General features: G+C 41.3%; 23 protein-coding genes and 1 other RNA gene. 5 read left to right on the forward strand and 19 right to left on the reverse strand.

Going from position 1 to position 20605, the window contains the following annotated elements; translation table 11 throughout:
- Position 1: 1 nt before the first annotated feature.
- The 7 genes from ACP69X_RS01410 to ACP69X_RS01440 form a co-directional block, all read right to left on the reverse strand.
- Positions 2-1279: a cation:dicarboxylate symporter family transporter gene (locus tag ACP69X_RS01410; RefSeq protein WP_024423473.1), complete on the reverse strand. Its 1278-nt coding sequence runs from the start codon at positions 1277-1279 to the stop codon at positions 2-4.
- A 175-nt stretch (positions 1280-1454) separates the two neighbouring features.
- Positions 1455-1589: a hypothetical protein gene (locus ACP69X_RS01415; protein ID WP_269102503.1), complete on the reverse strand. Its 135-nt coding sequence runs from the start codon at positions 1587-1589 to the stop codon at positions 1455-1457.
- Positions 1586-4021, reverse strand: a complete 2436-nt coding sequence (locus ACP69X_RS01420; protein WP_305960621.1) for a heavy metal translocating P-type ATPase — start codon at positions 4019-4021, stop codon at positions 1586-1588. The genes ACP69X_RS01415 and ACP69X_RS01420 overlap by 4 nt, the downstream gene beginning before the upstream one ends.
- Positions 4022-4295: 274 nt before the next feature.
- Positions 4296-4502, reverse strand: coding sequence for a copper chaperone CopZ (gene copZ / locus ACP69X_RS01425; protein WP_024423475.1), 207 nt, complete (start codon positions 4500-4502; stop codon positions 4296-4298).
- Positions 4503-4574: 72 nt separating this feature from the next.
- The gene (locus ACP69X_RS01430; RefSeq protein WP_012011272.1) at positions 4575-4880 is read right to left on the reverse strand and encodes a metal-sensing transcriptional repressor; all 306 of its coding nucleotides are present in this window, start codon (positions 4878-4880) and stop codon (positions 4575-4577) included.
- A 106-nt stretch (positions 4881-4986) separates the two neighbouring features.
- On the reverse strand, positions 4987-5442 hold the full coding sequence (locus ACP69X_RS01435) for a DUF6376 family protein (protein ID WP_305960620.1): 456 nt from the start codon (positions 5440-5442) through the stop codon (positions 4987-4989).
- 256 nt (positions 5443-5698) lie between these two features.
- Positions 5699-7300: a histidine kinase N-terminal 7TM domain-containing diguanylate cyclase gene (locus ACP69X_RS01440; RefSeq protein ID WP_041088244.1), complete on the reverse strand. Its 1602-nt coding sequence runs from the start codon at positions 7298-7300 to the stop codon at positions 5699-5701.
- Positions 7301-7539: 239 nt separating this feature from the next.
- Here ACP69X_RS01440 and ACP69X_RS01445 point away from each other — a divergent pair, with 239 nt between their 5' ends.
- A complete protein-coding gene (locus tag ACP69X_RS01445) occupies positions 7540-7779 on the forward strand; it encodes a hypothetical protein (RefSeq protein WP_426052352.1) in 240 nt (79 codons plus the stop codon).
- A gap of 368 nt (positions 7780-8147) precedes the next feature.
- On the opposite strand, the gene ACP69X_RS01450 is transcribed toward ACP69X_RS01445, so the two are convergent.
- From ACP69X_RS01450 to ACP69X_RS01485, 8 genes are all read right to left on the reverse strand, one after another.
- Positions 8148-8630, reverse strand: coding sequence for a hypothetical protein (locus tag ACP69X_RS01450; protein ID WP_426052353.1), 483 nt, complete (start codon positions 8628-8630; stop codon positions 8148-8150).
- A 748-nt stretch (positions 8631-9378) separates the two neighbouring features.
- Positions 9379-9742, reverse strand: a transfer-messenger RNA (tmRNA) gene (gene ssrA, locus ACP69X_RS01455).
- Between the two features lie 175 nt (positions 9743-9917).
- The gene (gene smpB, locus ACP69X_RS01460; RefSeq protein ID WP_012011279.1) at positions 9918-10388 is read right to left on the reverse strand and encodes an SsrA-binding protein SmpB; all 471 of its coding nucleotides are present in this window, start codon (positions 10386-10388) and stop codon (positions 9918-9920) included.
- Positions 10389-10527: 139 nt separating this feature from the next.
- Positions 10528-12870: a ribonuclease R gene (gene rnr, locus ACP69X_RS01465; RefSeq protein WP_073979009.1), complete on the reverse strand. Its 2343-nt coding sequence runs from the start codon at positions 12868-12870 to the stop codon at positions 10528-10530.
- Between the two features lie 19 nt (positions 12871-12889).
- Positions 12890-13636 carry an alpha/beta hydrolase gene (locus tag ACP69X_RS01470; protein WP_039181462.1) on the reverse strand — a complete coding sequence of 249 codons (747 nt, stop codon included), beginning with the start codon at positions 13634-13636 and terminating at the stop codon, positions 12890-12892.
- Between the two features lie 127 nt (positions 13637-13763).
- Entirely contained in the window at positions 13764-13997 is a 234-nt protein-coding gene (secG, locus tag ACP69X_RS01475) for a preprotein translocase subunit SecG (RefSeq protein ID WP_003212746.1), read from the reverse strand.
- 186 nt (positions 13998-14183) lie between these two features.
- Positions 14184-14474 carry an AbrB/MazE/SpoVT family DNA-binding domain-containing protein gene (locus ACP69X_RS01480; RefSeq protein WP_039181465.1) on the reverse strand — a complete coding sequence of 97 codons (291 nt, stop codon included), beginning with the start codon at positions 14472-14474 and terminating at the stop codon, positions 14184-14186.
- A 29-nt stretch (positions 14475-14503) separates the two neighbouring features.
- Positions 14504-14737, reverse strand: a complete 234-nt coding sequence (locus ACP69X_RS01485; protein ID WP_024719830.1) for a helix-turn-helix domain-containing protein — start codon at positions 14735-14737, stop codon at positions 14504-14506.
- Positions 14738-14890: 153 nt separating this feature from the next.
- On the opposite strand from ACP69X_RS01485, the gene ACP69X_RS01490 reads away from it, so the two are divergent.
- The 3 genes from ACP69X_RS01490 to ACP69X_RS01500 all read left to right on the forward strand — a co-directional run bounded on the left by ACP69X_RS01490 (position 14891) and on the right by ACP69X_RS01500 (position 16229).
- The gene (locus tag ACP69X_RS01490) at positions 14891-15295 is read left to right on the forward strand and encodes a helix-turn-helix domain-containing protein (RefSeq protein WP_034660010.1); all 405 of its coding nucleotides are present in this window, start codon (positions 14891-14893) and stop codon (positions 15293-15295) included.
- A gap of 130 nt (positions 15296-15425) precedes the next feature.
- Positions 15426-15827 (forward strand): helix-turn-helix domain-containing protein, encoded by a 402-nt coding sequence (locus ACP69X_RS01495; protein WP_041088232.1) that lies wholly within the window; start codon positions 15426-15428, stop codon positions 15825-15827.
- An 81-nt stretch (positions 15828-15908) separates the two neighbouring features.
- Positions 15909-16229 carry a winged helix-turn-helix transcriptional regulator gene (locus ACP69X_RS01500; protein ID WP_024423485.1) on the forward strand — a complete coding sequence of 107 codons (321 nt, stop codon included), beginning with the start codon at positions 15909-15911 and terminating at the stop codon, positions 16227-16229.
- Positions 16230-16309: 80 nt separating this feature from the next.
- Here the strand turns inward: ACP69X_RS01500 and ACP69X_RS01505 are convergent, their stop codons facing one another.
- The 4 genes from ACP69X_RS01505 to ACP69X_RS01520 are packed head-to-tail and all read right to left on the reverse strand — an operon-like array spanning position 16310 to position 19767.
- Complete coding sequence (locus ACP69X_RS01505; RefSeq protein ID WP_034280931.1) at positions 16310-16999, reverse strand: ABC transporter permease; 690 nt, start codon at positions 16997-16999, stop codon at positions 16310-16312.
- 21 nt (positions 17000-17020) lie between these two features.
- Positions 17021-17938, reverse strand: coding sequence for an osmoprotectant ABC transporter substrate-binding protein (locus ACP69X_RS01510; protein WP_041088231.1), 918 nt, complete (start codon positions 17936-17938; stop codon positions 17021-17023).
- Between the two features lie 13 nt (positions 17939-17951).
- Positions 17952-18605, reverse strand: coding sequence for an ABC transporter permease (locus tag ACP69X_RS01515; RefSeq protein WP_041088230.1), 654 nt, complete (start codon positions 18603-18605; stop codon positions 17952-17954).
- Between the two features lie 13 nt (positions 18606-18618).
- Positions 18619-19767, reverse strand: a complete 1149-nt coding sequence (locus ACP69X_RS01520) for a betaine/proline/choline family ABC transporter ATP-binding protein (protein ID WP_039181485.1) — start codon at positions 19765-19767, stop codon at positions 18619-18621.
- Between the two features lie 269 nt (positions 19768-20036).
- On the opposite strand from ACP69X_RS01520, the gene ACP69X_RS01525 reads away from it, so the two are divergent.
- Positions 20037-20573 (forward strand): GbsR/MarR family transcriptional regulator, encoded by a 537-nt coding sequence (locus tag ACP69X_RS01525; protein WP_024426065.1) that lies wholly within the window; start codon positions 20037-20039, stop codon positions 20571-20573.
- Positions 20574-20605: the final 32 nt, after the last annotated feature.

A 20605-nucleotide genomic window follows, 5' to 3' on the forward strand; every position in this document is an offset into this window, starting at 1 on the left:
TTTACGCTGCTTTTGTTTGTTGTTTTAATTCCTCAATATACTTCTTCGATTTCTCTTGATCAAATACTTTTTCCCACTTAGACATGACAATGGCTGCAAGTGAGTTACCAAATACGTTCACTGTTGTACGAACCATGTCAAGAAGTCGGTCGATCCCAACGATGAAGGCAAGTCCTTCAAGCGGCAGTCCCATAGCACCAAGAGTTGTGATGACAACCACGATTGATGCACCTGGTACACCAGCCATTCCTTTAGATGTCAGCATTAAAATTAATAGTAACGTAATTTGCTCATAGATGGAAAGCGGCATGCCGTACATTTGTGCAACAAATATCGCAGCAATGGATTGATAGATAGCACTTCCATCTAGGTTAAAGGTGTAGCCTGTTGGAATAACGAACGACGTGATCGCTTTCGGGCAGCCGAACTTCTCCATTTTGTCCATTAATCTAGGCAGTACAGCTTCTGAACTTGCTGTTGAGAATGCAAGAATGATTTCTTCTTTTAATACTTTGAATAGTGTAAAGACGCTTGTTCCAGCCATTTTAGCAATAATGCCAAGTACAACAATGACGAAGAATGCCATTGTACCGTAAACGACAAGTACCAGTTTACCTAGCGGGAGAAGCGCTCCGACCCCGAATTTGATCACCGTCACACTGATGAGCGCGAATACACCAAATGGTGCAAACTTCATCACTTTATTTGTCACCCAGAACATGGCTTCGAGTATGCCCTCAAAGAATCCTAATACTGGTTTTCCTTTGTCTCCAACTGCGGCAATTCCTAATCCGAATAAGACTGTAAAGAAGATGGTTGGTAATAGATCACCTTCAGCAATAGATTGGAAAACGTTTGTCGGTACAAGATGTACCAACGTTTCAGAGAAAGTCGCTTTTTCAGAAGAAGCCTTAGATGTCTCTTCATATTTAGAAATATCGCCTTTCTCCATGTTGCTCATATCAATTCCTGTACCAGGATGGAAGACGTTTGCTGCAAGCAGTCCAACTGCTAAAGCAATCGTAGTCACAATCTCGAAGTAAAGAATGGTTTTTCCGCCGAGTCTTCCGATCGTTTTCATATCCCCTACACCTGCAACTGCTACAATCAATGCAGCAATAACAATTGGAAGAACGATCATTTTAATTAAATGGATGAATATATCGCCAATCGGCGTTAACACATTAATAACGGTTTCATTTTGATAAAACAGCGCTCCCACGACAACACCCAGAACAAGTGCAATGAGTATTTGAGAAGCTAACCCTAACTTTTTCATACGTGAACCCCCTTTTTTTGATAACGCTTTCTTTGTTGCTTAATCGCATCTTAACGACGAACCTACAAAAAACGACAAAAAGGAACAAAAAGAAGTGAATTTTTTATGAAAAATCTTTAAAAAGGTGGGTTTTTCCACAATATTGTTAAAAAAAGACTTCGCTTTTGGCGAAGTCTTAATGATTTTGCATCTGTTCACTTGGTGTATGTTGATTTGGAAAAAATTCATCATAAATCGCATATCCAATGAGTACAAGAGCAACATAGAACAATGCACTAATGGTCCAAATCCATTTGACATTCAGCTTCATTCTGCCACTCCCTCTCTGACTGGCTTCAATCGCTGCAATCTGAGCGCATTTAGCACTACGGACACGGAGCTAAAGGCCATTGCCGCTCCTGCAAGCCATGGCGCAAGGAAACCAAATGCAGCGATCGGTATCCCAATACAGTTATAGGCAAGCGCCCAAAATAGATTTTGCTTAATGTTTCTCATTGTTTTTTGACTAAATTCCAGCGCATCTGCAATCGCATGGAGATCTCCCGTCATGAGCGTAATATCTGCTGCTTCCATGGCAACGTCTGTCCCTGTTCCCACAGCCATCCCAATATTCGCTGTTGCAAGAGCTGGGGCATCATTGATACCGTCTCCGACCATGGCGACTTTCTTTCCTTGTTTCTGAAGCGCTGCAATGTGAGCGGCTTTTTCTTCAGGCAGCACTTCAGCAATGACATGATCAATGCCTGCCTGTTTCGCAATCGCCTCTGCTGTTAGTTTATTATCACCTGTCATCATCACAATGTGAATCCCCTGCTCTTTCAGACGAGCGATGGCTTGAGGAGAAGATGATTTGATCGTATCTGCGACCGCGACAATGCCAGCGACTTCGCCGTCAATCGCGACAAGCATAGCCGTTTTTCCTTGCTCCTCCAGCGTTGTGACAGATGATTCGACTTGATCATATAGGATATGATGTTTCTGTAATAGCTTACGCGTTCCAATCAAAAGCTTGTGTCCTGCTGCCTTTGCTTCAATTCCATGACCTGGATCTGCTTGAAAGGCTTCAACTTCGACCGCTTCAAGACCTTGTTCCTTCATACCGTCTGTGATCGCTCGGGCAAGCGGGTGTTCCGACTGCTGTTCTGCCGATCCTGCTAGCTGCAGCAGCGTATCTTCTGTCCAATTGGCATATGCCAGCACATCTGTCAGACTAGGCTCTCCTTTTGTCACAGTACCTGTTTTATCTAACACCACCGTGTCGAGTGATTGAGTCACTTCTAAATGCTCTCCGCCTTTAAACAGAATGCCTGATTCAGCCGCACGGCCGCTGCCAGCCATAATAGAGGTAGGTGTAGCAAGTCCGAGCGCACATGGACATGCGATAACAATGACGGCTATAAAGGTTTCAAGTGCTGACGTCACATTTCCAGGGTCAACAAAGAAAAACCATATGAGGAATGTGAGCACAGCAATTCCTACAACGATGGGAACAAATATCCCTGATATTTGATCTGCCATTCTTTGAATCGGTGCTTTTGAGCCCTGCGCTTGTTCTACGACTCGGATAATCTGGGAAAGTGCCGTCTCTTTTCCGACTTTTGTCGCTTTTATTTTCATAAATCCATTTTTATTGATCGTTGCTCCGATGACCATATCTCCTGCGGTTTTATCAACTGGCAGGCTTTCTCCTGTAATCATGGACTCATCTATTGCGGTTGTCCCCTCTATGATCTCTCCATCTACCGGCACTTTTTCACCCGGTTTGACAAACACAAGATCATTCACTTTCACGTCAGAAATAGGCACAGTCATCTGTTTGCCATCTCGCTCGATAACCGCTTCTTTCGCTTGTAAGCCCATCAGTTTTTGAATCGCTTCTGATGATCTTCCTTTTGCTCTTGCTTCCATTAATTTTCCGAGCACGATCAACGTAATGAGGACAGCACTTGTTTCATAATAGAGGGCTGCCTCATGTGTGCCTCGAATCGCTGACTGGATGCTTTCGTATAAACTATAGAAAAACGCGGCAGATGTCCCAAGTGCGACAAGAACATCCATATTGGCACTTTTATTTCTTAAAGCCTTATACGCACCTACATAAAATGGCCAGCCGACAATAAACTGCACAGGCGCTGCTAACGCCAGCTGAACCCATGGATTCATGAACGCTTCAGGCAGCCATATAAAGGATGTGAAAGAAAAATGGCTAACCATTGCCCAAAGAAGCGGCAGTGATAAAATCATTGAGAATAAAAAGCGTGCCGTCTGCTTCTCTATTGCTGCTTGGCGGTGATCTTTTTTTCCTTCCTCTGCTTGATCTACGTCTGGTTCAATTAAAGAATATCCTATAGACTGCACTGCATCTTTTATATCATTTGTAGACGTTTGGCCCGGATGATATGTGACCTGAAGTGTCTCAAGCGCAAAGTTTACAGACCCTTGTTCGACACCGTCCATTCGGTTAATTTTTTTCTCGATTCGGTTTGCACAAGCCGCACACGTCATTCCCTCTATATCAAATTCTGCTTGCTCCATCGCCACATCATAGCCAAGAGATTGAACTTTTCGCTTCAAATCATCTGGTGTTAGCTGCTCCGTTTCGTAGACAATATGGGAAGTTTCAAGCGCCAAATTCACACTAGCATCTTCCACACCTTCCAGCCTGTTCAATCCCTTTTCGATGCGGCCTGCACAGGCAGCACAGGTCATCCCCGTAATTTGAAAGTCAATTTTCTTTTTCATTGATCTCACCTCTCCATATACTCCATGGGGGTATTATATTTTTAAAAAAATACGTGCTGTCATGCAGCACATATCAGATTGTTAAAATGATCTTTATTTTAACTCTTTATCTGCCTTCTTTATCATCGTGATAGAAAACCTTTGCAGTCTAGGAAGGGCGAGCACTGGCGCGGAGCGAATTTGACATTCGTGAGCACCAGCGCACAGACCTGCGCGCGAATGCGAGGATTTGTCTACACGCTGAGACGTGCTGTAATACAGCACGTCTGTTCATTTATACGACATCATACCCCTGTTCTTCAATCACATCAGAGATACGGTGTAATGTGACTTGATCCGGGTGAAATGAAACCTCCACCTGTCCTTTGTCTAAATGGACTTTCACAGATTCCACACCTGCTAATTCTCCTACATTTCCTTCGACTGCTTTCACGCAATGTCCACAAGACATGCCCTGCACTTGAAGTGTTGCTTGTTCCACTTGTCATCGCCTCCATCAATCATTTTCTACAATTTACTATACCCTAGTAGGGTATCAATGTAAACATATATGCTACGATTTTGTCAGTTTCGTAAAGACCGTCATTAACTCTTCAATAGCTTCATCCCCATTGCCGCTCTTGATAGCATCTGCTACGCAATGATGTGTATGCTTTTCCATCAAATGAAGACTGACTTTTTTCAAAGCAGCATTGACTGCGGAGATTTGATTCACAACATCTATACAGTAACGATCGTTTTCAATCATTTGCTGAATCCCGCGAACTTGTCCTTCCACTCGTTTCAAACGATTGATCAATTGGTCTTTTTCCTTCTCGGCTCTAGGCGAGGCCATATGTCTTTCTTCATGTTCTGTCATGTGATCACCTTTTTTCCATTATGACTTGTCTTTACCTAAATTAAAGCATATCTCCACCGGAAAAGGCAAAGATATGCTAAGAACCGCATATAAAGCTATGTTTGTCCTAATTTGTTAATTGTTCGATATCCTGCAAAAGATTGACGGATTGCTGAAGCTGTTTCATCAATTCCTGCTGATCCTCCAGTATGGAGGCAGCATCGATATCGCCTGCTTTCAATTGTTGTAAATACGTTTGGATTTCCTCTGATAGCACTTTATTTTTTTCAATGATTTGTGCATGCAGGTCTTCTGCCATTTTTGGCGCTGTGACTTCATTAAAATCTTGAATATCTGCCTTCAATGATTCAAGCTGCTGCGTTAATTCTGCTTTTTTGGCGGCATTTTGCACAGCTTCTTCAGCGAGTTTTGGAAAGTCCTCTGTAAATTGCTGAATGTCTGTCACATAGTCATTTGCCTCAGTGACATATGTCGTTGTATCGTTGACCTGATCAAGCAAGCCGGAGCACCCGCTTAATACAAGCGTTCCGGAAAATAGGAAAGACATCACATATTTTTTCAAGATCGATCATCCTTTCATCTGTAGGATTAAAAGCATCATTTGTTCCGCTTCCCTATCACACAGATGCAAAAAGACCTTAAAAATAGCCAGACCTTTGCCTCATATGTGATGGGCAAAGGTCTGGCTAACATTGTTCATGCCGGAATGGCCGAGAAACAACGAATGTTTCTGTAATGACGACCAGACCGTAAAAGCTACTCCCCTTTAGGAAACCGTTCAAATGTTATAGTTATCATATCGAATGTCGGGACAACAGTCAATTCAGAAGATCCTGCTCATGATACAGCACATGGCCCTTACCAGTTGATGCATAAATCCGGTTCCGTCCTTGGCGTTTTGACATATACAAGGCCTGATCCGCTTCAAATAGAAGTGTTTCTAATACACAAGGATCATTGGCTGTATGAGCAATTCCAAAGCTCGCTGTCACTCGAACTTTTTCCTCTTCATTCGTAAAGAAACTCGCTTCAAACGAATGTCTGATTTGTTCAGCGATATGACATGCCTCTTTAAATGACTGATGAGGCAGACAAATGGCAAACTCTTCTCCCCCATATCGTCCAAATAAATCATCCATTTGTAAGTGCTCCTGACAAATAGAGACAACATGACGCAGCGCTTCATCTCCAATATGATGTCCGTGTGTGTCATTGATTTGTTTAAAGAAATCAATATCAAACAGCATAATAGCCGTATCCTGTACATCCTCTTCCAAGATCATCTGCGTTCGTTCAATGAAAGAGGAACGATTGAAAATATTTGTCAAACCATCGATATACGCACGACGCTCCAGCTCTTCCTGCAGCAAACGCTGCTCTGTTACATCACTGATCACAATTTGCCTGCCCTCGATCTCTCCTCTTCTATTAAATAGAGACGAAGCGGTCAAATGATAATAGCAGGACTGGTCTTTTTCCTTTTTCCACATTAAATCATATTGCGAATGATCCTGCGGAGAGCGCAGCCATTGAATGAACGCTGAATCTTTGATGATTGCTGAGAAAATATCGTCGACTTTATAGCCAATTCCCTTTTTATTCGCAAGTGCTGGAATAATCGATGCAGCAGCGGGATTGTAGTCAATGAGTGTCCGATATCGATCTAAAATCAGAACCCCTTCAGACATATGCTCAAACACACGCTCCATTGCAATGGGAGACAGCTTAAACAGCTGGAACGACATAATTGCCCATAAATAGAGTGCGTTGGTGATAAACATTACCACAGGAACCGGATCAATATGTAGGGGTGTAACGCCTAATAAATAAATAAAAGAAGTCATAATTGGTAATAACATTCCCACTAACAGTATCAGAATCTGCTTTAAATATTCTTTTTTTGTGACACGTAAAAACCAAAGCAGCATAAAAATAGCAAGCATCGAACAGCCAAACGTATAAACGCCATGGATGATATACCAATAGCCAATCGTAAAATCAGCCAATAAAAACCCATCTACTGGATTCATCGTGATGCCTCGATAAAATAGTGAATGTAAAGAGTTGGTGAACACCATAATGGTTGTGAGAGTTGGAATCAATAAGATGAGAAGCACGCGGCGCTTTGTGAAATATTGGTGGAATCCCGTAAATTGCAGCACAATCAGCAGACTGAGCGGTGCGATAAACGGTAGACCTATGTATTGAAAACAAACCCAGAACATGATTTCTCCAGGGGTACGAGCCAATAATTCAAACGTATGCCCAAAGATATAAATCGCAGTTGCTCCAGACATGTACATAAACAATTGACAGCCAATATACCGATGGCGGTTTGCATGAGCAATGATTGATAATATCACGGACAGAATGCCAGAAACACTCATGATCACAATAAAATGTAAAACAATCGAATCCATGTAAACGCCCCAATTTCAGTTATTTAGAACTAGTCTAATCTTACTATATATGAGGACGTCTCAAATGGGAAGATGTGATTTTTAATTGGTTGGAGGTTTTTTGTAAAATTTCGGGCGTTATCTATTCTCGATCTCTTATATTTTCACTACTTTTTGCTTAATTTGAGGAAGAAGTATGTTGCACCCAGAAAAATATCTGTACAATGTGGGGATGAATGGAGAGGAGACTCGAAAGGAATATGACTTTTTGGATGATTATGACGGGGCTGTTTATGCTGATTCTTTTGGAAAAACCGTTTAAAAAGAGAAGTTCTGGATTGTTATTTTTGATCAGTTACTTGCTGCTGATTGCGGTTTATGTGATTCAGACAACGTTTGTGGAACTTGTGCCGGATGGATTTTTGATGATGATTGCGGCGGTTGTCGTTTTTCCTTTGTTTGTTCGGTTGGTGGTGTCTTCTTTGAGAAACCGTACATAATAAAAGAGATGCCAGATCTGACATCTCTTTTTCTGCTGTGAAACAAGTTCAGTTAATCATCCCTTAAAAAGTTCCAGCATTATTTTTCTAAATCAAGATTTTGATTTGTCCTTTGGTGTATCTTTAGCTTTCTCATCTTCAATTTTACTAACTTTCTGTTTTTGCATGGTCCATTTCTTCTAATACTCAAGAATCCTTCGATGGATGAACTTAAACGAAAAGCTGGTAAAGATGAGCCGACGATCCTAAAGGAGTTAAAAATCTTGTGTCAAGAAATGAATTAGAATGGGGATAAAGAGAAGAAGGAATGGTGGCTTAAGTAATGTAAAAAGGCCGCCCAGGTGGACGGCCAATTTTACATATTACTCTTATTCATATTGAGCAGGAGCAATTTTGGCTACTGGCGCACCACAAAATAGCATGAATACGAATAACACGCTCGGCTTAATTGCAAGGCCCATACCGCCTAGGTATACTGCCACTGTCATCCAATCTCCCTTATCTATTGCTTTTTGCAAGTGCTTTAAAGTACCTTTAGCGATACCAACTGCATCCTCGACACAGCGAGTTACCGTGTTACTTTTCGTAGTCGCTTCTTGATTCATTAATTTTGCGAAAGCGATCATGCCATTTTTCTCTGCATCTGTATAATGTGATTTTGCAAGCTCTTCTTCATTAATGGTGTAGCCTTTTTCTTTATCAGAAATGATAATCTTTGTGAAGATGTATTCAATTTCTTTTAAAGACTTCTCAATTTGCTCTTCTGTCAAACCTTCTAATCCCTTTGTGCTTTGTGTCTTTGCAGCAGCAGCTGGAGCAAATGCAGTCACAGCCAGAACTAATGCTAACATTAAAAGAACCAATCTTTTCATATTAACTTTCCTTTTTTTAACTCAAAATTACCTTATCATACATTTATGTAAAATAAAGGGTTTTAAGAGAGAGTTAAACCCATTAGACATAATCAGACATACATCAACATATTACGCCCACAAGTTTAAACATAAAAACGAGAGAAAATAAATGACCATACCTAACATTACAAAAAATTTAAGGAAATTTTCGTACTTTGTGAGAGGTCGCTCTTTTTTTGTTTTGACTAGTTTCCAATAAAGAGCGTATCCAGAGAAGAAAAGAATTAATTGACCAAGTCTTGAAGCGTTCTCTAATATATCTATTCCATTCATTATAGTTCACCTCCCAAATCACAGAAAAATCAAACATTCTACACATCTACTTTTCTATCCAAGGTAATTTCAATTCATTATCTCAAATTTCCTTTCACCTTCCAAAATTTATGTAAAAATAAGTAATAAGAAGCATTACACAAGATAGATGTATTCCTCCTTTCTCTACTTGTTTTTTTGATATTCCAAAAATACGGATGATAGATAGGTGTACTTGAAGTAACTGAATTAAAACAAAAAACCCCTCCAAAAAAATGGAGGAGTTCTCAGAAACACTAAACAATTATAGCCATATATACCCTTCCACACAAAAGGAAGTTGTAGCTTTTATGAAAGAAGAAGTTTTTTAAAATGTTGCCAGACCCGCATCAAGGACTTTCAAACCCTTGATGCGACTGCATTCTAAAAGTTTTGATGGAGACGGTGGGAGTCGAACCCACGTCCAGAGACATCGATTACTTAAGCGTCTACGAGCGTAGTCAACATATTTACATGTTCACTCATCCTCATGCCTGCTGACGGGCGCTTGGAGAGCTAGTCTGATGGATCTCTTCTTACGTCCTCAGACGGAAACGTAAGCGTAGCCTACTTCATTGGGCTCCTCACAGACACATAGGCGATGTCAGGAAGAGCTCGCTGCGCTTATTAGGCAGCTAGTGCTAAGTTTTGGTTAAAACTTTTAGTTTTGCCAGTTACATTTAAGTGCGTGTTAACGAGATCGCCTCTCGGCTCGCAGCCTAAGCTCGAACCATCCCTGTCGAATCCGTAACGTCCCCTTGTAAAAAGGGATATACGGGATGGAAGTTCAGCTTCACTGCTTCCGTATATAACTATTATAACAATCTCACTGCTCGAAACAACTGGTGGTTTCTGTCAAAAAAGCGTTGATTGTTTACTGCATAACATATTGTAGCATAATGCTTCCGCTCTCAGCAAGCCATCTGCATCAGGCTAGAATTGCTTTTGACGATCGCGGAAGGCACGTTCGATTTCACGTTTTGCATCTTTTTTCTTCAGATCTTCACGCTTGTCGTATTTCTTCTTCCCTTTTCCGATTCCGATCAGCACTTTAGCAAAGCCATTTTTCAAATAGAGTTTCAGAGGCACAAGAGAGTAGCCTTCTTCCTTCGTCGCACCAATCAATTTGCTGATTTGCTTGCGATGAAGAAGCAGCTTTCTCGTTCTTAGCGGATCATGGTTATAACGGTTCCCCTGCTCGTATGGGCTCACATGCATGTTATGAAGGAACACTTCTCCTCGCTCGATTTTGGCAAAGGAATCTTTTAAATTCACTTTTCCTGCACGAATCGATTTGATTTCAGTTCCTTGTAATACTAGGCCGGCTTCGTAGGTTTCTTCTATAAAGTAATCATGATTTGCTTTTTTGTTTTGGGAAACAACCTTTCCCTCTCCCTTTGGCATTGGCGTACACCCTCCTTTTGACACAAACACGGTCCAAATCGTACGGATTATTTTATCAAACAATCCAGCTTTCGACAATGCTGAGGCCATGTGGTCAAAAAGCAAATAGAGCGTGATGCCCTATTTGCTTTTTGGCACGTTACTTTTTCTTTTTGCGCTTTTGTTTCGGTGCGTTTTCAAATACGCGTTTTTTCTTTTTCTTCTTTTTACGGCTTGTGAACCAGTCACTTCCGTTTTTATCCTCTTTGCCTTTTTCCCCAGAGGCTTTTTGACCTCCACGCCCTTTTTTCGCTGGTGGATCTGTCCGTTTTTTGAACTTGAAATCTTTTGGTGATTTACGGCGAGTGCCCTTCATACCGACGATTTCAAAATCAATCGAGTGCTCATCTTTATTGACATTCACAACTTTGACAGTGATTTCATCACCGATTCGGTAGACATTTCCTGTCCGTTCACCGATCATGGCAAAGTGCTGCTCATCAAAGCGATAATAGTCGTCAGTCATGTAGCTGACATGGACAAGACCTTCTATCGTATTCGGCAATTCAACGAATAGTCCAAAATTCGTCACGGAACTAATCATGCCATCAAACTCTTCACCGATTTTATCTAGCATAAACTCTGCCTTCTTCAGATCATCTGTTTCACGCTCTGCATCGACTGAGCGGCGCTCCATTGTCGACGCATGATCTGCGATTTCAGGCAGCAGCTGGCCCCACTTTTCTAAGGTCGCTTCATCTGTCTTTTTCTGAATCAAATAGGTTCTAATCAGTCTATGCACGATTAAATCCGGGTAACGTCGGATCGGTGATGTGAAGTGTGTATAGAATTCCGTTGATAATCCAAAATGGCCAATGCTTTCTGGATCATACTTCGCCTGTTTCATAGAGCGAAGCATCACAGTTTGAATGACGACTTCTTCTGGTTGATCCCTGACAGCATCGAGGACACTTTGAAGTGCGCGCGGGTGAATATTCGTTGACGTTCCTTTTACAATGTAACCAAACGTCGTCACGAACTCTAAAAAGCGCTGAAGTTTCTCAGGATTTGGTTCTTCGTGAATTCGGTAAATGAACGGAACATTCATCCAGTGGAAATGCTCTGCAACTGTTTCGTTTGCAACAAGCATGAATTCTTCAATTAATTTCTCTGCAACGGAACGCTCACGAATGACAACGTCTTTCGCTGCGCCTTCATCATCTACAAGTACTTTTGCTTCCTTGAAATCAAAGTCTACAGCTCCGCGCTCCATTCGTTTGTCACGTAGAATCTCTGCAAGCTTCTCCATCTCTTGAAACATCGGAACAAGCGGCTCATATTTGTTTAGAAGCTCTTCGTCTTGGTCGACTAAAATCTTATTCACATCGGAATAGGTCATTCTCTCTGTCGTTTTGATCACACTTTGGAAAATCTCGTGTTTGACGACTTTTCCGTTTCGATCAATGACCATTTCACAAGACAGGGTGAGACGGTCGACCTTGGGATTTAATGAACAAATACCGTTTGACAGACGATGCGGAATCATCGGAATGACGCGGTCGACGAGATACACACTCGTTCCACGTTCATAAGCTTCCTGATCAATCGGCGAATTCTCTGTGACATAATGAGAAACGTCTGCAATGTGCACGCCGAGCTTATATTTGCCATCATCTAGCTTTTGCACAGTTACGGCATCATCTAAGTCCTTCGCATCTGCACCATCAATCGTCACGATCGTTTCATTGCGCAGATCACGTCTGCCTTCAAGGTCCTTTTCATCAATCGTTTCCGGTGTGTCCGCTGCCTGCTGAAGCGCTTCTTCTGGGAATTCACCTGGCAGACCGTGCTTATGAATGATCGACAAAATATCAATGCCAGGGTCATTTTTATGACCGAGAATTTCAGTCACTTCACCCTCTGCACTCATTCTTCCTTCAGGGTAGCTTGTGAGCGTCACAACGACTTTATGACCTTCGACAGCTCCGTTTTTAGCGGATTTCGGAATGAAGATATCGTTTGTGATTTTTTTATCATCAGGAATGACAAAGCCAAAGCTTTTCGTTTCAGTATAGGTACCGACAACCGTCTGAGTATTACGCTCCAGAATGCGGATGACAGTTCCCTCTTTTTTCGTGCCGTTTGATTTGTGGCTGACACGAACCATGACAGTATCGCCATTCATCGCTGTGCCTAACTCATTTGGCGGAATGAAAATATCATCCTGTCCAAACTCTTCTGGCGTTACAAATGCAAATCCTTTTGCATGAGCAGACAGCTTTCCTTTTACTAAATTCATTTTTTCTGGTACACCGTAACGGTCGCTGCGCGTGCGAACAATGAGTCCTTGATCTTCCAGCGTCACAAGTGCTTTGACGAGCTCTTTATAATCATCAGGATTGGTAATCTCCATCATGACTTCCAGCTCTTGAACGGTTAACGGTTTATACGCTTCTTCTTTCATAAAAGCGAGTAATTCATCCATAAATTCTTCTTTTTGCACACTCTAACCCCCTATATATTTAAATTGACCAATCAAGTGATTCTAAGAATGCATAGACATCCTGATGAACCTTCTCCCGCTCTTTATCAAGCGTGATGACATGGCCTGATTCTTCATACCATTTCAAATGCTTATCATCTGTCTCTACTTCGTTATAAATGATATTTGCACTGTCTGTATTAATCATATGATCATGACGTGCCTGCACAACAAAAGTAGGTGAATAGATCATGTCTACATTGTTTCTGACATCTGCAATCAGTTCTTGCAAACTCTTGAGAGTATCCATTGGTGTTTTCTTGAACGCTTCCATTTCTTGTTCAATTTGGTCCTCTGACTTACCCTCAAATTTCTTATAGTTACGGGCATAATCTAGTACACCCTGGTACATGACTTCTTCACTTTTTATGTACATAGGTGCACACATAGGTACAATTCCCTTTACAGGTACAGTGTAACCTAATTTCAATGAAAAAACTCCTCCGAGGGATAGTCCGCAAACCGCAATCTCCTCATAGCCCTCATCTTTTAAGAATTGATAGCCTTCTTCTACATCTTTCCACCAGTCAGCCGGGCCTGTATGGACAAGCTCTTCTGGCGGCACACCGTGACCTTTATATTGAGGTGCATGACATGTATATCCTCTTTCGTTCAAATAACGGCCAAGCATTCGAACATCGGCTGTATTCCCAGTAAAACCGTGAAGAAGAAGCACCGCCTTTTCTCCACCTTTAAACGTAAATGGTTTTGGTGTAACAACTTTCATGATGATGTGACTTCCTTTCCTTCTGATATGGTTTATATTTTCCACTTGTATGTATGAAACAAACACAAAAGAGTGCTGATAATAAAAAAAGGTCTGAAAAAAGATCAGACCTTCTGTTACTCGCGCTTTACACGCCTAAATATGCCAATGCAAGTGTTAAGATGAAGAAAAGCACTGACAAAATAACCGTTAATCGGTGAAGAATCAAGTCAAGGCCTCTCGCTTTTTGTTTACCGAAAAGCTGCTCGGCTCCACCTGAAATAGCGCCTGACAGTCCAGCACTTTTACTTGATTGTAGTAATACAACGATGATAAGTGCGATACTGACAATTACGAGTAATGTGATAACAAATGCGTGCATGAAAACACCTCCAGACAAACTGGTACACATAACTTTATTTTACATGAAAACAAGGTGCATGTCACGAAACATCAAAATAAAGATTTCCTATATATTGTCGACTTGATTCGTTATTTTGATACAATTTCGTTCCAAAGTGCTGGCTGCAGCATTTTTTTATGCAATTTTTCGGTTAAAAACTCATTTTTAATGAGTTGCTTCTTCCTTCAATAGCTGTTTTAATTCTTCTAACAAACGTTCAGCTCCTTCAGGACTCAGCATCACGCTTCCATTTCCATAGCTTTTGTTGTACTTCGTCACTTGTCCCGTTAGCAGGCAGCTCTTATCTGCATCATATTTTTTCAGCATAATGGTTTGATCTTCAATGAAAATTTCTAACAGCTGCTCTTCTTTAATATTGAGTACCTTGCGCATTTCTGAGGGCAGAACAATTCTGCCGAGAGAATCAATGTGTCTGACCATCCCAGTCCTTTTCAATGACATTTCCTCCTTGGTGATGATATCAATTATTGACTTTTGTCAACATTTTCATAGTAAAATAGATCTTCAAATTTTTTATCAAAGTAATGAATCATTTTGCCAATGACAAGCTGTCCTGGTTTCCGATGACCATTTAATACCCTGCTAAGTGTGGCAGGAGAGATGCCAATTTCATCAGCGAGCTGATTTAACGACATATCGTTCTCGATCATATACTGCATGACAAAAGCCCGCCTGATCTGAATCTTTTCGACCATCATTACAACCTCCTATGGAATCAATATGTACAACATGTAAGGCTCTCACATCAAGAAGTTCATTAACTTATGTCAACACTTTTACCCCTCTGCTATTTCCTTTGGTCAATGATCATACTAAAATAAGTCATATACTGAAATGTGAGGTTCGATGTCATGAATCACTTTGGTGAACAATTACGCATTTTAAGAGAAAATAGAAAAATGTCGGTCAATCAACTTGCCATGTATTCAGGTGTAAGCGCTGCTGGTATTTCTCGTATTGAAAATGGAAAGCGCGGTGTGCCAAAGCCTTTAACCATCAAAAAATTAGCACACGCCTTGAAGGTGCCTTATGAGGATTTAATGCTGCTTGCCGGTCATATTGAACAGGAACAAGTTCATGAAATGAAACCGAAATATGAGTCCATGTTAAAAATCTATCAAACGGCGCTTCAAAAGGATGTAGAACATCTTCCCATTTTTGACGGGGACAAATGGGAAAGGCTCTCCGCACAAGACATCAGCCAGCTGAATGAATACTTTCTCACGCTCATCAACCAAAAAAAGGCGAACAAATAGCGGGGCATAAACCTAATGTACATCCACCATTAACTAATGTCAATATTTTCATGGTATCCTTATTGCCAATAGTCAACAAATCAAGTAAAATAGACATATCGAATCTATAACCATGTGAGGTTTTGCCTTGATGAACTTTGGTGCATATTTAAGAGCATTACGTGAAGAAAAGAAGCTGTCAGTAAACCAATTAGCGATGTATTCTGAGGTCAGCGCTGCCGGTATTTCTCGTATTGAAAACGGGAAACGCGGCATTCCGAAACCTCCTACGATTAAAAAGCTAGCTGGTGCGTTAAAGGTACCTTATGAAGACATGATGCAGGCTGCTGGCTATATTGAGGAAGTCTCTCCTATCCATCAGATCAAGGAAGAGGATCTGGCTTTATCCAAAATAAAGGAAGCTGCAGCGCAATATGAACTTGATGATCTCGAAATATTTGATGGTGACATATGGTCGACCCTTTCGAAAAAAGAAATAGAGGACCTCAACCGCTATTTGTTATTTATGTTAAACAGCCGGTCGTCCTCATAAATGTTTTCATCATTGACAAGCTTTTTACGCCGATTTATGACAGATTTACGGTATAATGGGTTCAGATTGGAGTGAAGGAAGATGAATCAATCTGACATGTGCCCGCGGTTTGAAAAAGCAGTTGAGTTATTGAGCAAACGCTGGGTGGCACTGATTGTTTTTCAGCTTCTCTCAGGTCAGCAGCGTTTTAGTGAAATTGAGGCAGCCCTGACAAATTTAAGCGGTAGAGTATTATCTGAGAGATTAAAAGAGCTGGAGGCAGCAGGTATTGTAAAACGGGAGGTTTTTGCTGAAACACCCGTGCGCATAGAGTATTCTTTAACAGATATGGGGCGTTCACTTGCACCCGTTTTTGAAGAAATTGCGAAGTGGTCCTCTGAATGGATCACGCTTGAATCATAAAAAACAAGCATGTGAACTGCCTGATCATCATAAAACAACCTCCCTTACAGATGTAAGGGAGGTTTTGTCTTTTCAACCGCTTAAGCAGATGTGATGTTTTTTTCAGCTAACGCTTTTCTTTCTTTTTTCTTGTTTGTCGGGCTTAAATAGCGTTCGAGCCAGCCCATGACAAGGTCAGCAATGATAGCCATGAGTGCCGTTGGGATCGCACCTGCTAAAATGATGGCTGTTCCGTTTGTGGCGTTTGATCCTCTGATGATGATATCACCAAGACCTCCCGCGCCCACAAATGTTCCAATCGCTGTAATACCGATGGCGATGACCAGTGCGGTTCTTAAACCTGCCATAATGACTGATAAAGCAAGCGGTAATTCAACCATTCTCAGCACTTGCCATTTCGTCATGCCCATCGCTTTACCTGATTCTAAATAGGCATGTTCAATGCTGACAATGCCTGTATACGTGTTTCGGATGATCGGCAGAAGCGAATATAAAAAGAGTGATAGAATGACTGTATTTGCGCCAAGACCTAATACAAGCATCAATACGGAAAGCATCGCTAATGCCGGTATCGTTTGAATGACGTTGGTAATGGCGAAGACCCAATTGCTCAGCTTGCGGTAATGCGCCACAAAGATGCCTACTGGAATCCCGACAATCGCCGCAAACAACACCCCATACGCCGACATGAGAAAATGCCGATAAAATTCTTCTAACACATATGACCCATTCTGCTGATAATACGTCCATAATTGCTGCAGTGTGTCCATCAGCCGTCACACCTCCCCATCTTACTCAAAATAATTGTGTTTTTTTAGGAAATTCTTTGCAACGGTTGCTGGTTCTTGAAGCTCCCCGTCGACTTGATAGTTCAGCTCTTGCATTTGTTCTGTATCGATTTTTCCGATCAGCCTGTTGATCACCTTTTCAAGCCCTGGATTTTCTTTTAAGACTTTCTCCGGGACTACTGGTGATGCATCATATGGCGGGAAGAACCGTTTATCATCTTTTAAAATTTTGAGGTTATAGGCTTTGATTCGTCCATCTGTTGAATAGGCAAGCACAATATCCATTTTTTCATTTTTTAATGCATCATAGACTAAACCAATTTGCATCGGATATGTGCTGCCAAATTTAATTCCGTATGTTTTCACAAACCCGTTATAGCCGTCGCCTTTCTTTTTAAGCCATACGTTATCGACACCAAATCGGTAATTGTTCGCATTCTTTTTCAAATCAGAGACCGTTTCTAGCTTGTTTTCCTTCGCCATCTTCTGCGTCACGGCAAAGGCATACGTATTATCAAATCCATAAGAATCAAACCATTTGTAATCATAGCGTTTCTTAAATTCTTTTTGGACGATCTCCATCGCACGCTCCGGATCTTTTTCTGCATCCATTCCAAGCGTACTTGTTAAATCCGTGCCTGAATATCTTGTGGCAGAGATGTCGACGTCTCCGTTTTCCATTGCTTTCTGCTGTACAGTGTTGGAACCTAGATTTTTCACAATGGTCGTCTTTTTATCTGTGTAATGTTCGATCATATCGCCAACCATATAGGCCATAATTTCTGATTCGGTAAAGTTTTGTGCTCCAATTCGCAGCGTGCCCCCTGAGGAGCCGGCTAGTCCAGGAAGTGAACAGCCGCTTATCAATAGCAAGCATCCGGCAAGCAGTGCACTGATCCATTTTGTTTTTCGATTCTTCACATAAGCCAACTCCTTATGAAACTTCCTTCAATCCTTTTAAGCCTTCTGGTGTTACTTTTTTCTCCAGCTTCATTAATGATAGGTCGATAATGACTGCTAAAATCGTGACTGGGATCGCACCCGCAATAATAAATTCCGGCTGATACAGCTGAAGTCCAATCAAAATGTAGTCACCTAGACCGCCTCCACCGATAAAGGCTGCTAGTGTTGTCCAGCCAATCAAATAAATCGTTGACGTTCTGACACCTGCCATAATGACCGGTACAGCAAGCGGGAGTTCAACAAGACGAATTTGTTCCCATGTTGTCATCCCGATTCCTTTACCGGATTCAATCAAGTTTTTGTTCACACCCTGGACCCCGGCATACGTATTTCTTAAAATAGGTAAAACCGAATAGAAAAAGAGAGCAACGATCGCAGGTATTTTCCCAACCCCCAAAATAGGAATAAAAAAGGCAAGAATCGCTAAACTAGGGAGTGTTTGAAAGATATTCACGATACCGATGATAAAACCTGCGCCTCGTTTCATTCGTGTGAGAACCACACCTAAAGGAACGGCAACAAGAATACCGAGCACAACAGCAATTAAGGAAATATATAAATGCTCCCACATTTTTGTAAGGAGTTCCCCACCATTTTTCTCTAGAAAGTCGATGATTTGATCCATGTGTACACCTCCCTCAATTCATTTCAGTGACAGCCGCTGGCGTATCGTCTCCCCAAATGGAGTCGTACACAACATCTACAAGACTTGCACGTGTCACAATGCCTTTTAAGTGCCCTTCTGCATCCACAACCGGTACATATTTAATGCCGCGTATTAAGATTTTCCGGACTGTGTCTCTTAGAAGTGCGCCTTCTTGTACGGTATAGAACTCTGTATTTAAAATATCACCAACGAAAGCTGCTTTTCTGCGGTTCGCATCGATTGTTTCAATGTCGATATAGCCTTTTAGCACATGATGTTCATCTACTACAAGCAAGGAATCGACCCGCTTTTCTCTCATGATGTAGATGGCATCTGTTAATGTTTTTTCAACTGTAATGGTGACTGGTGACGTGTTCATCATTTGTTCTACACGTTCCATGTTCGGGTTCGATTGAAGCAGTCGTTCTTTGCCGATGAATTCTTCTACGAATTCATTGGCAGGGTTCCGCAGAATATCGTCAGGCGTACCTACTTGGACAATCTCTCCATCTTTTAAAATCACAATTCGATCAGCTAGTTTAATGGCTTCGTCCATGTCATGTGTGACGAATACGATGGTTTTATTTAACGTTTTTTGCAGTTTCTTAAATTCTTCCTGCAATGAATCTCGTGTGATTGGATCAAGTGCTCCGAATGGTTCATCCATGAGGATCAGAGGGGGTTCCGCTGCTAGTGCGCGAAGAACACCGATGCGCTGCTGCTGTCCTCCGCTGAGTTCATGAGGGTAGCGCTCTAAATATTCCGGTCCCATGTCGACAAGCTTCAGCAGTTCACGTGCCCGTTCTTTTCGTTTTTCTTCCGGCCATTTTAACAGCTTTGGAACAAGTGAAATGTTTTGTGCGATGGTCATATGGGGGAACAGTCCAATTTGCTGAATCACATAGCCAATTTCTCTTCTTAATTGAACTGGATCTTTTTTCATAATGTTTTCTCCCTCGATGAAGATGTTTCCTGAGGAAGGTTCGATGAGTCGGTTGATCATCTTCATGGTTGTTGTCTTACCACAGCCACTCGGTCCAATAAAACAAATAAATTCTCCTTTTGCTATTTCTAAATCAATATTTTTGACAGCTTTTTTTCCGCCTTTATACGTCTTAGATACATTCTCTAGTTTCAGCAAATGAGACACCTCCAATTAGTCGGATCAATATTTTCAGAAAATTTACACCTTATTTATTATAGTGCAAACTTTATAAAATAAAAAGTTTATGATGTGTTTGTATTGCATAACATTTATTTAAAATTTTCAGTTAATGTCCTGCTAGATAGAGATCTCTCCTTTTTCCTCCAAATTACGAGCAAATACTCAATATTTATTGTTTTCATCAACAAACAGGTATATGATATATTGTGTTACAAATTGTCAGTCGTGAAGGGATGAATCGGGGAGTGGACAAGCAAGCGTTAGGCGCCATTCAAAAAGCACAGGATCATTATATTGAAAAAGCTGCCGAGAACATGAATGCCTTTGGTCTTTCTTCTACAGTAGGTAGAGTGCTTGGTATCATTCACATGAACCGTAAACCAATGACGCTTGGAGAGCTATCAGAGGCGACAGGCATGAGCAAAACGAGAATGAGTCAAGTCGTTCGAGAAATGCTCGATTTGAATATTGCGGAAAAGGTTTATGAAAAAGGAATACGTAAAGATCTTTATGACGTTGAGCAAGATCAATACCAAACGTTTATTTCCTTGTTTGCAGCCAATTGGTCCCGAGTTGTCAGCAAAAACCGCAAAGCACATAAGAAAACGTGCAAGGAATTGCTGGAATTGCTTGAACAGGACGACCTGCCAGAAGAGACAGAGGATAAAATCAATCTGCTTCTTTCAGAAATCAAGGAAAGTCTTGATTACTATGATTGGATTAGCCGCTTAATTGAATTCTTTGAGAGTGAAGAAGTATTTAAGCATGTGCCGAAACCTTAAAAAAAGCTGTTTTATTTTACATCATTGTAGAA

It is taken from the genome of Bacillus sp. DC4300-2b2 (genome assembly GCF_049895685.1).
Lineage (GTDB): Bacteria > Bacillota > Bacilli > Bacillales > Bacillaceae > Bacillus > Bacillus safensis.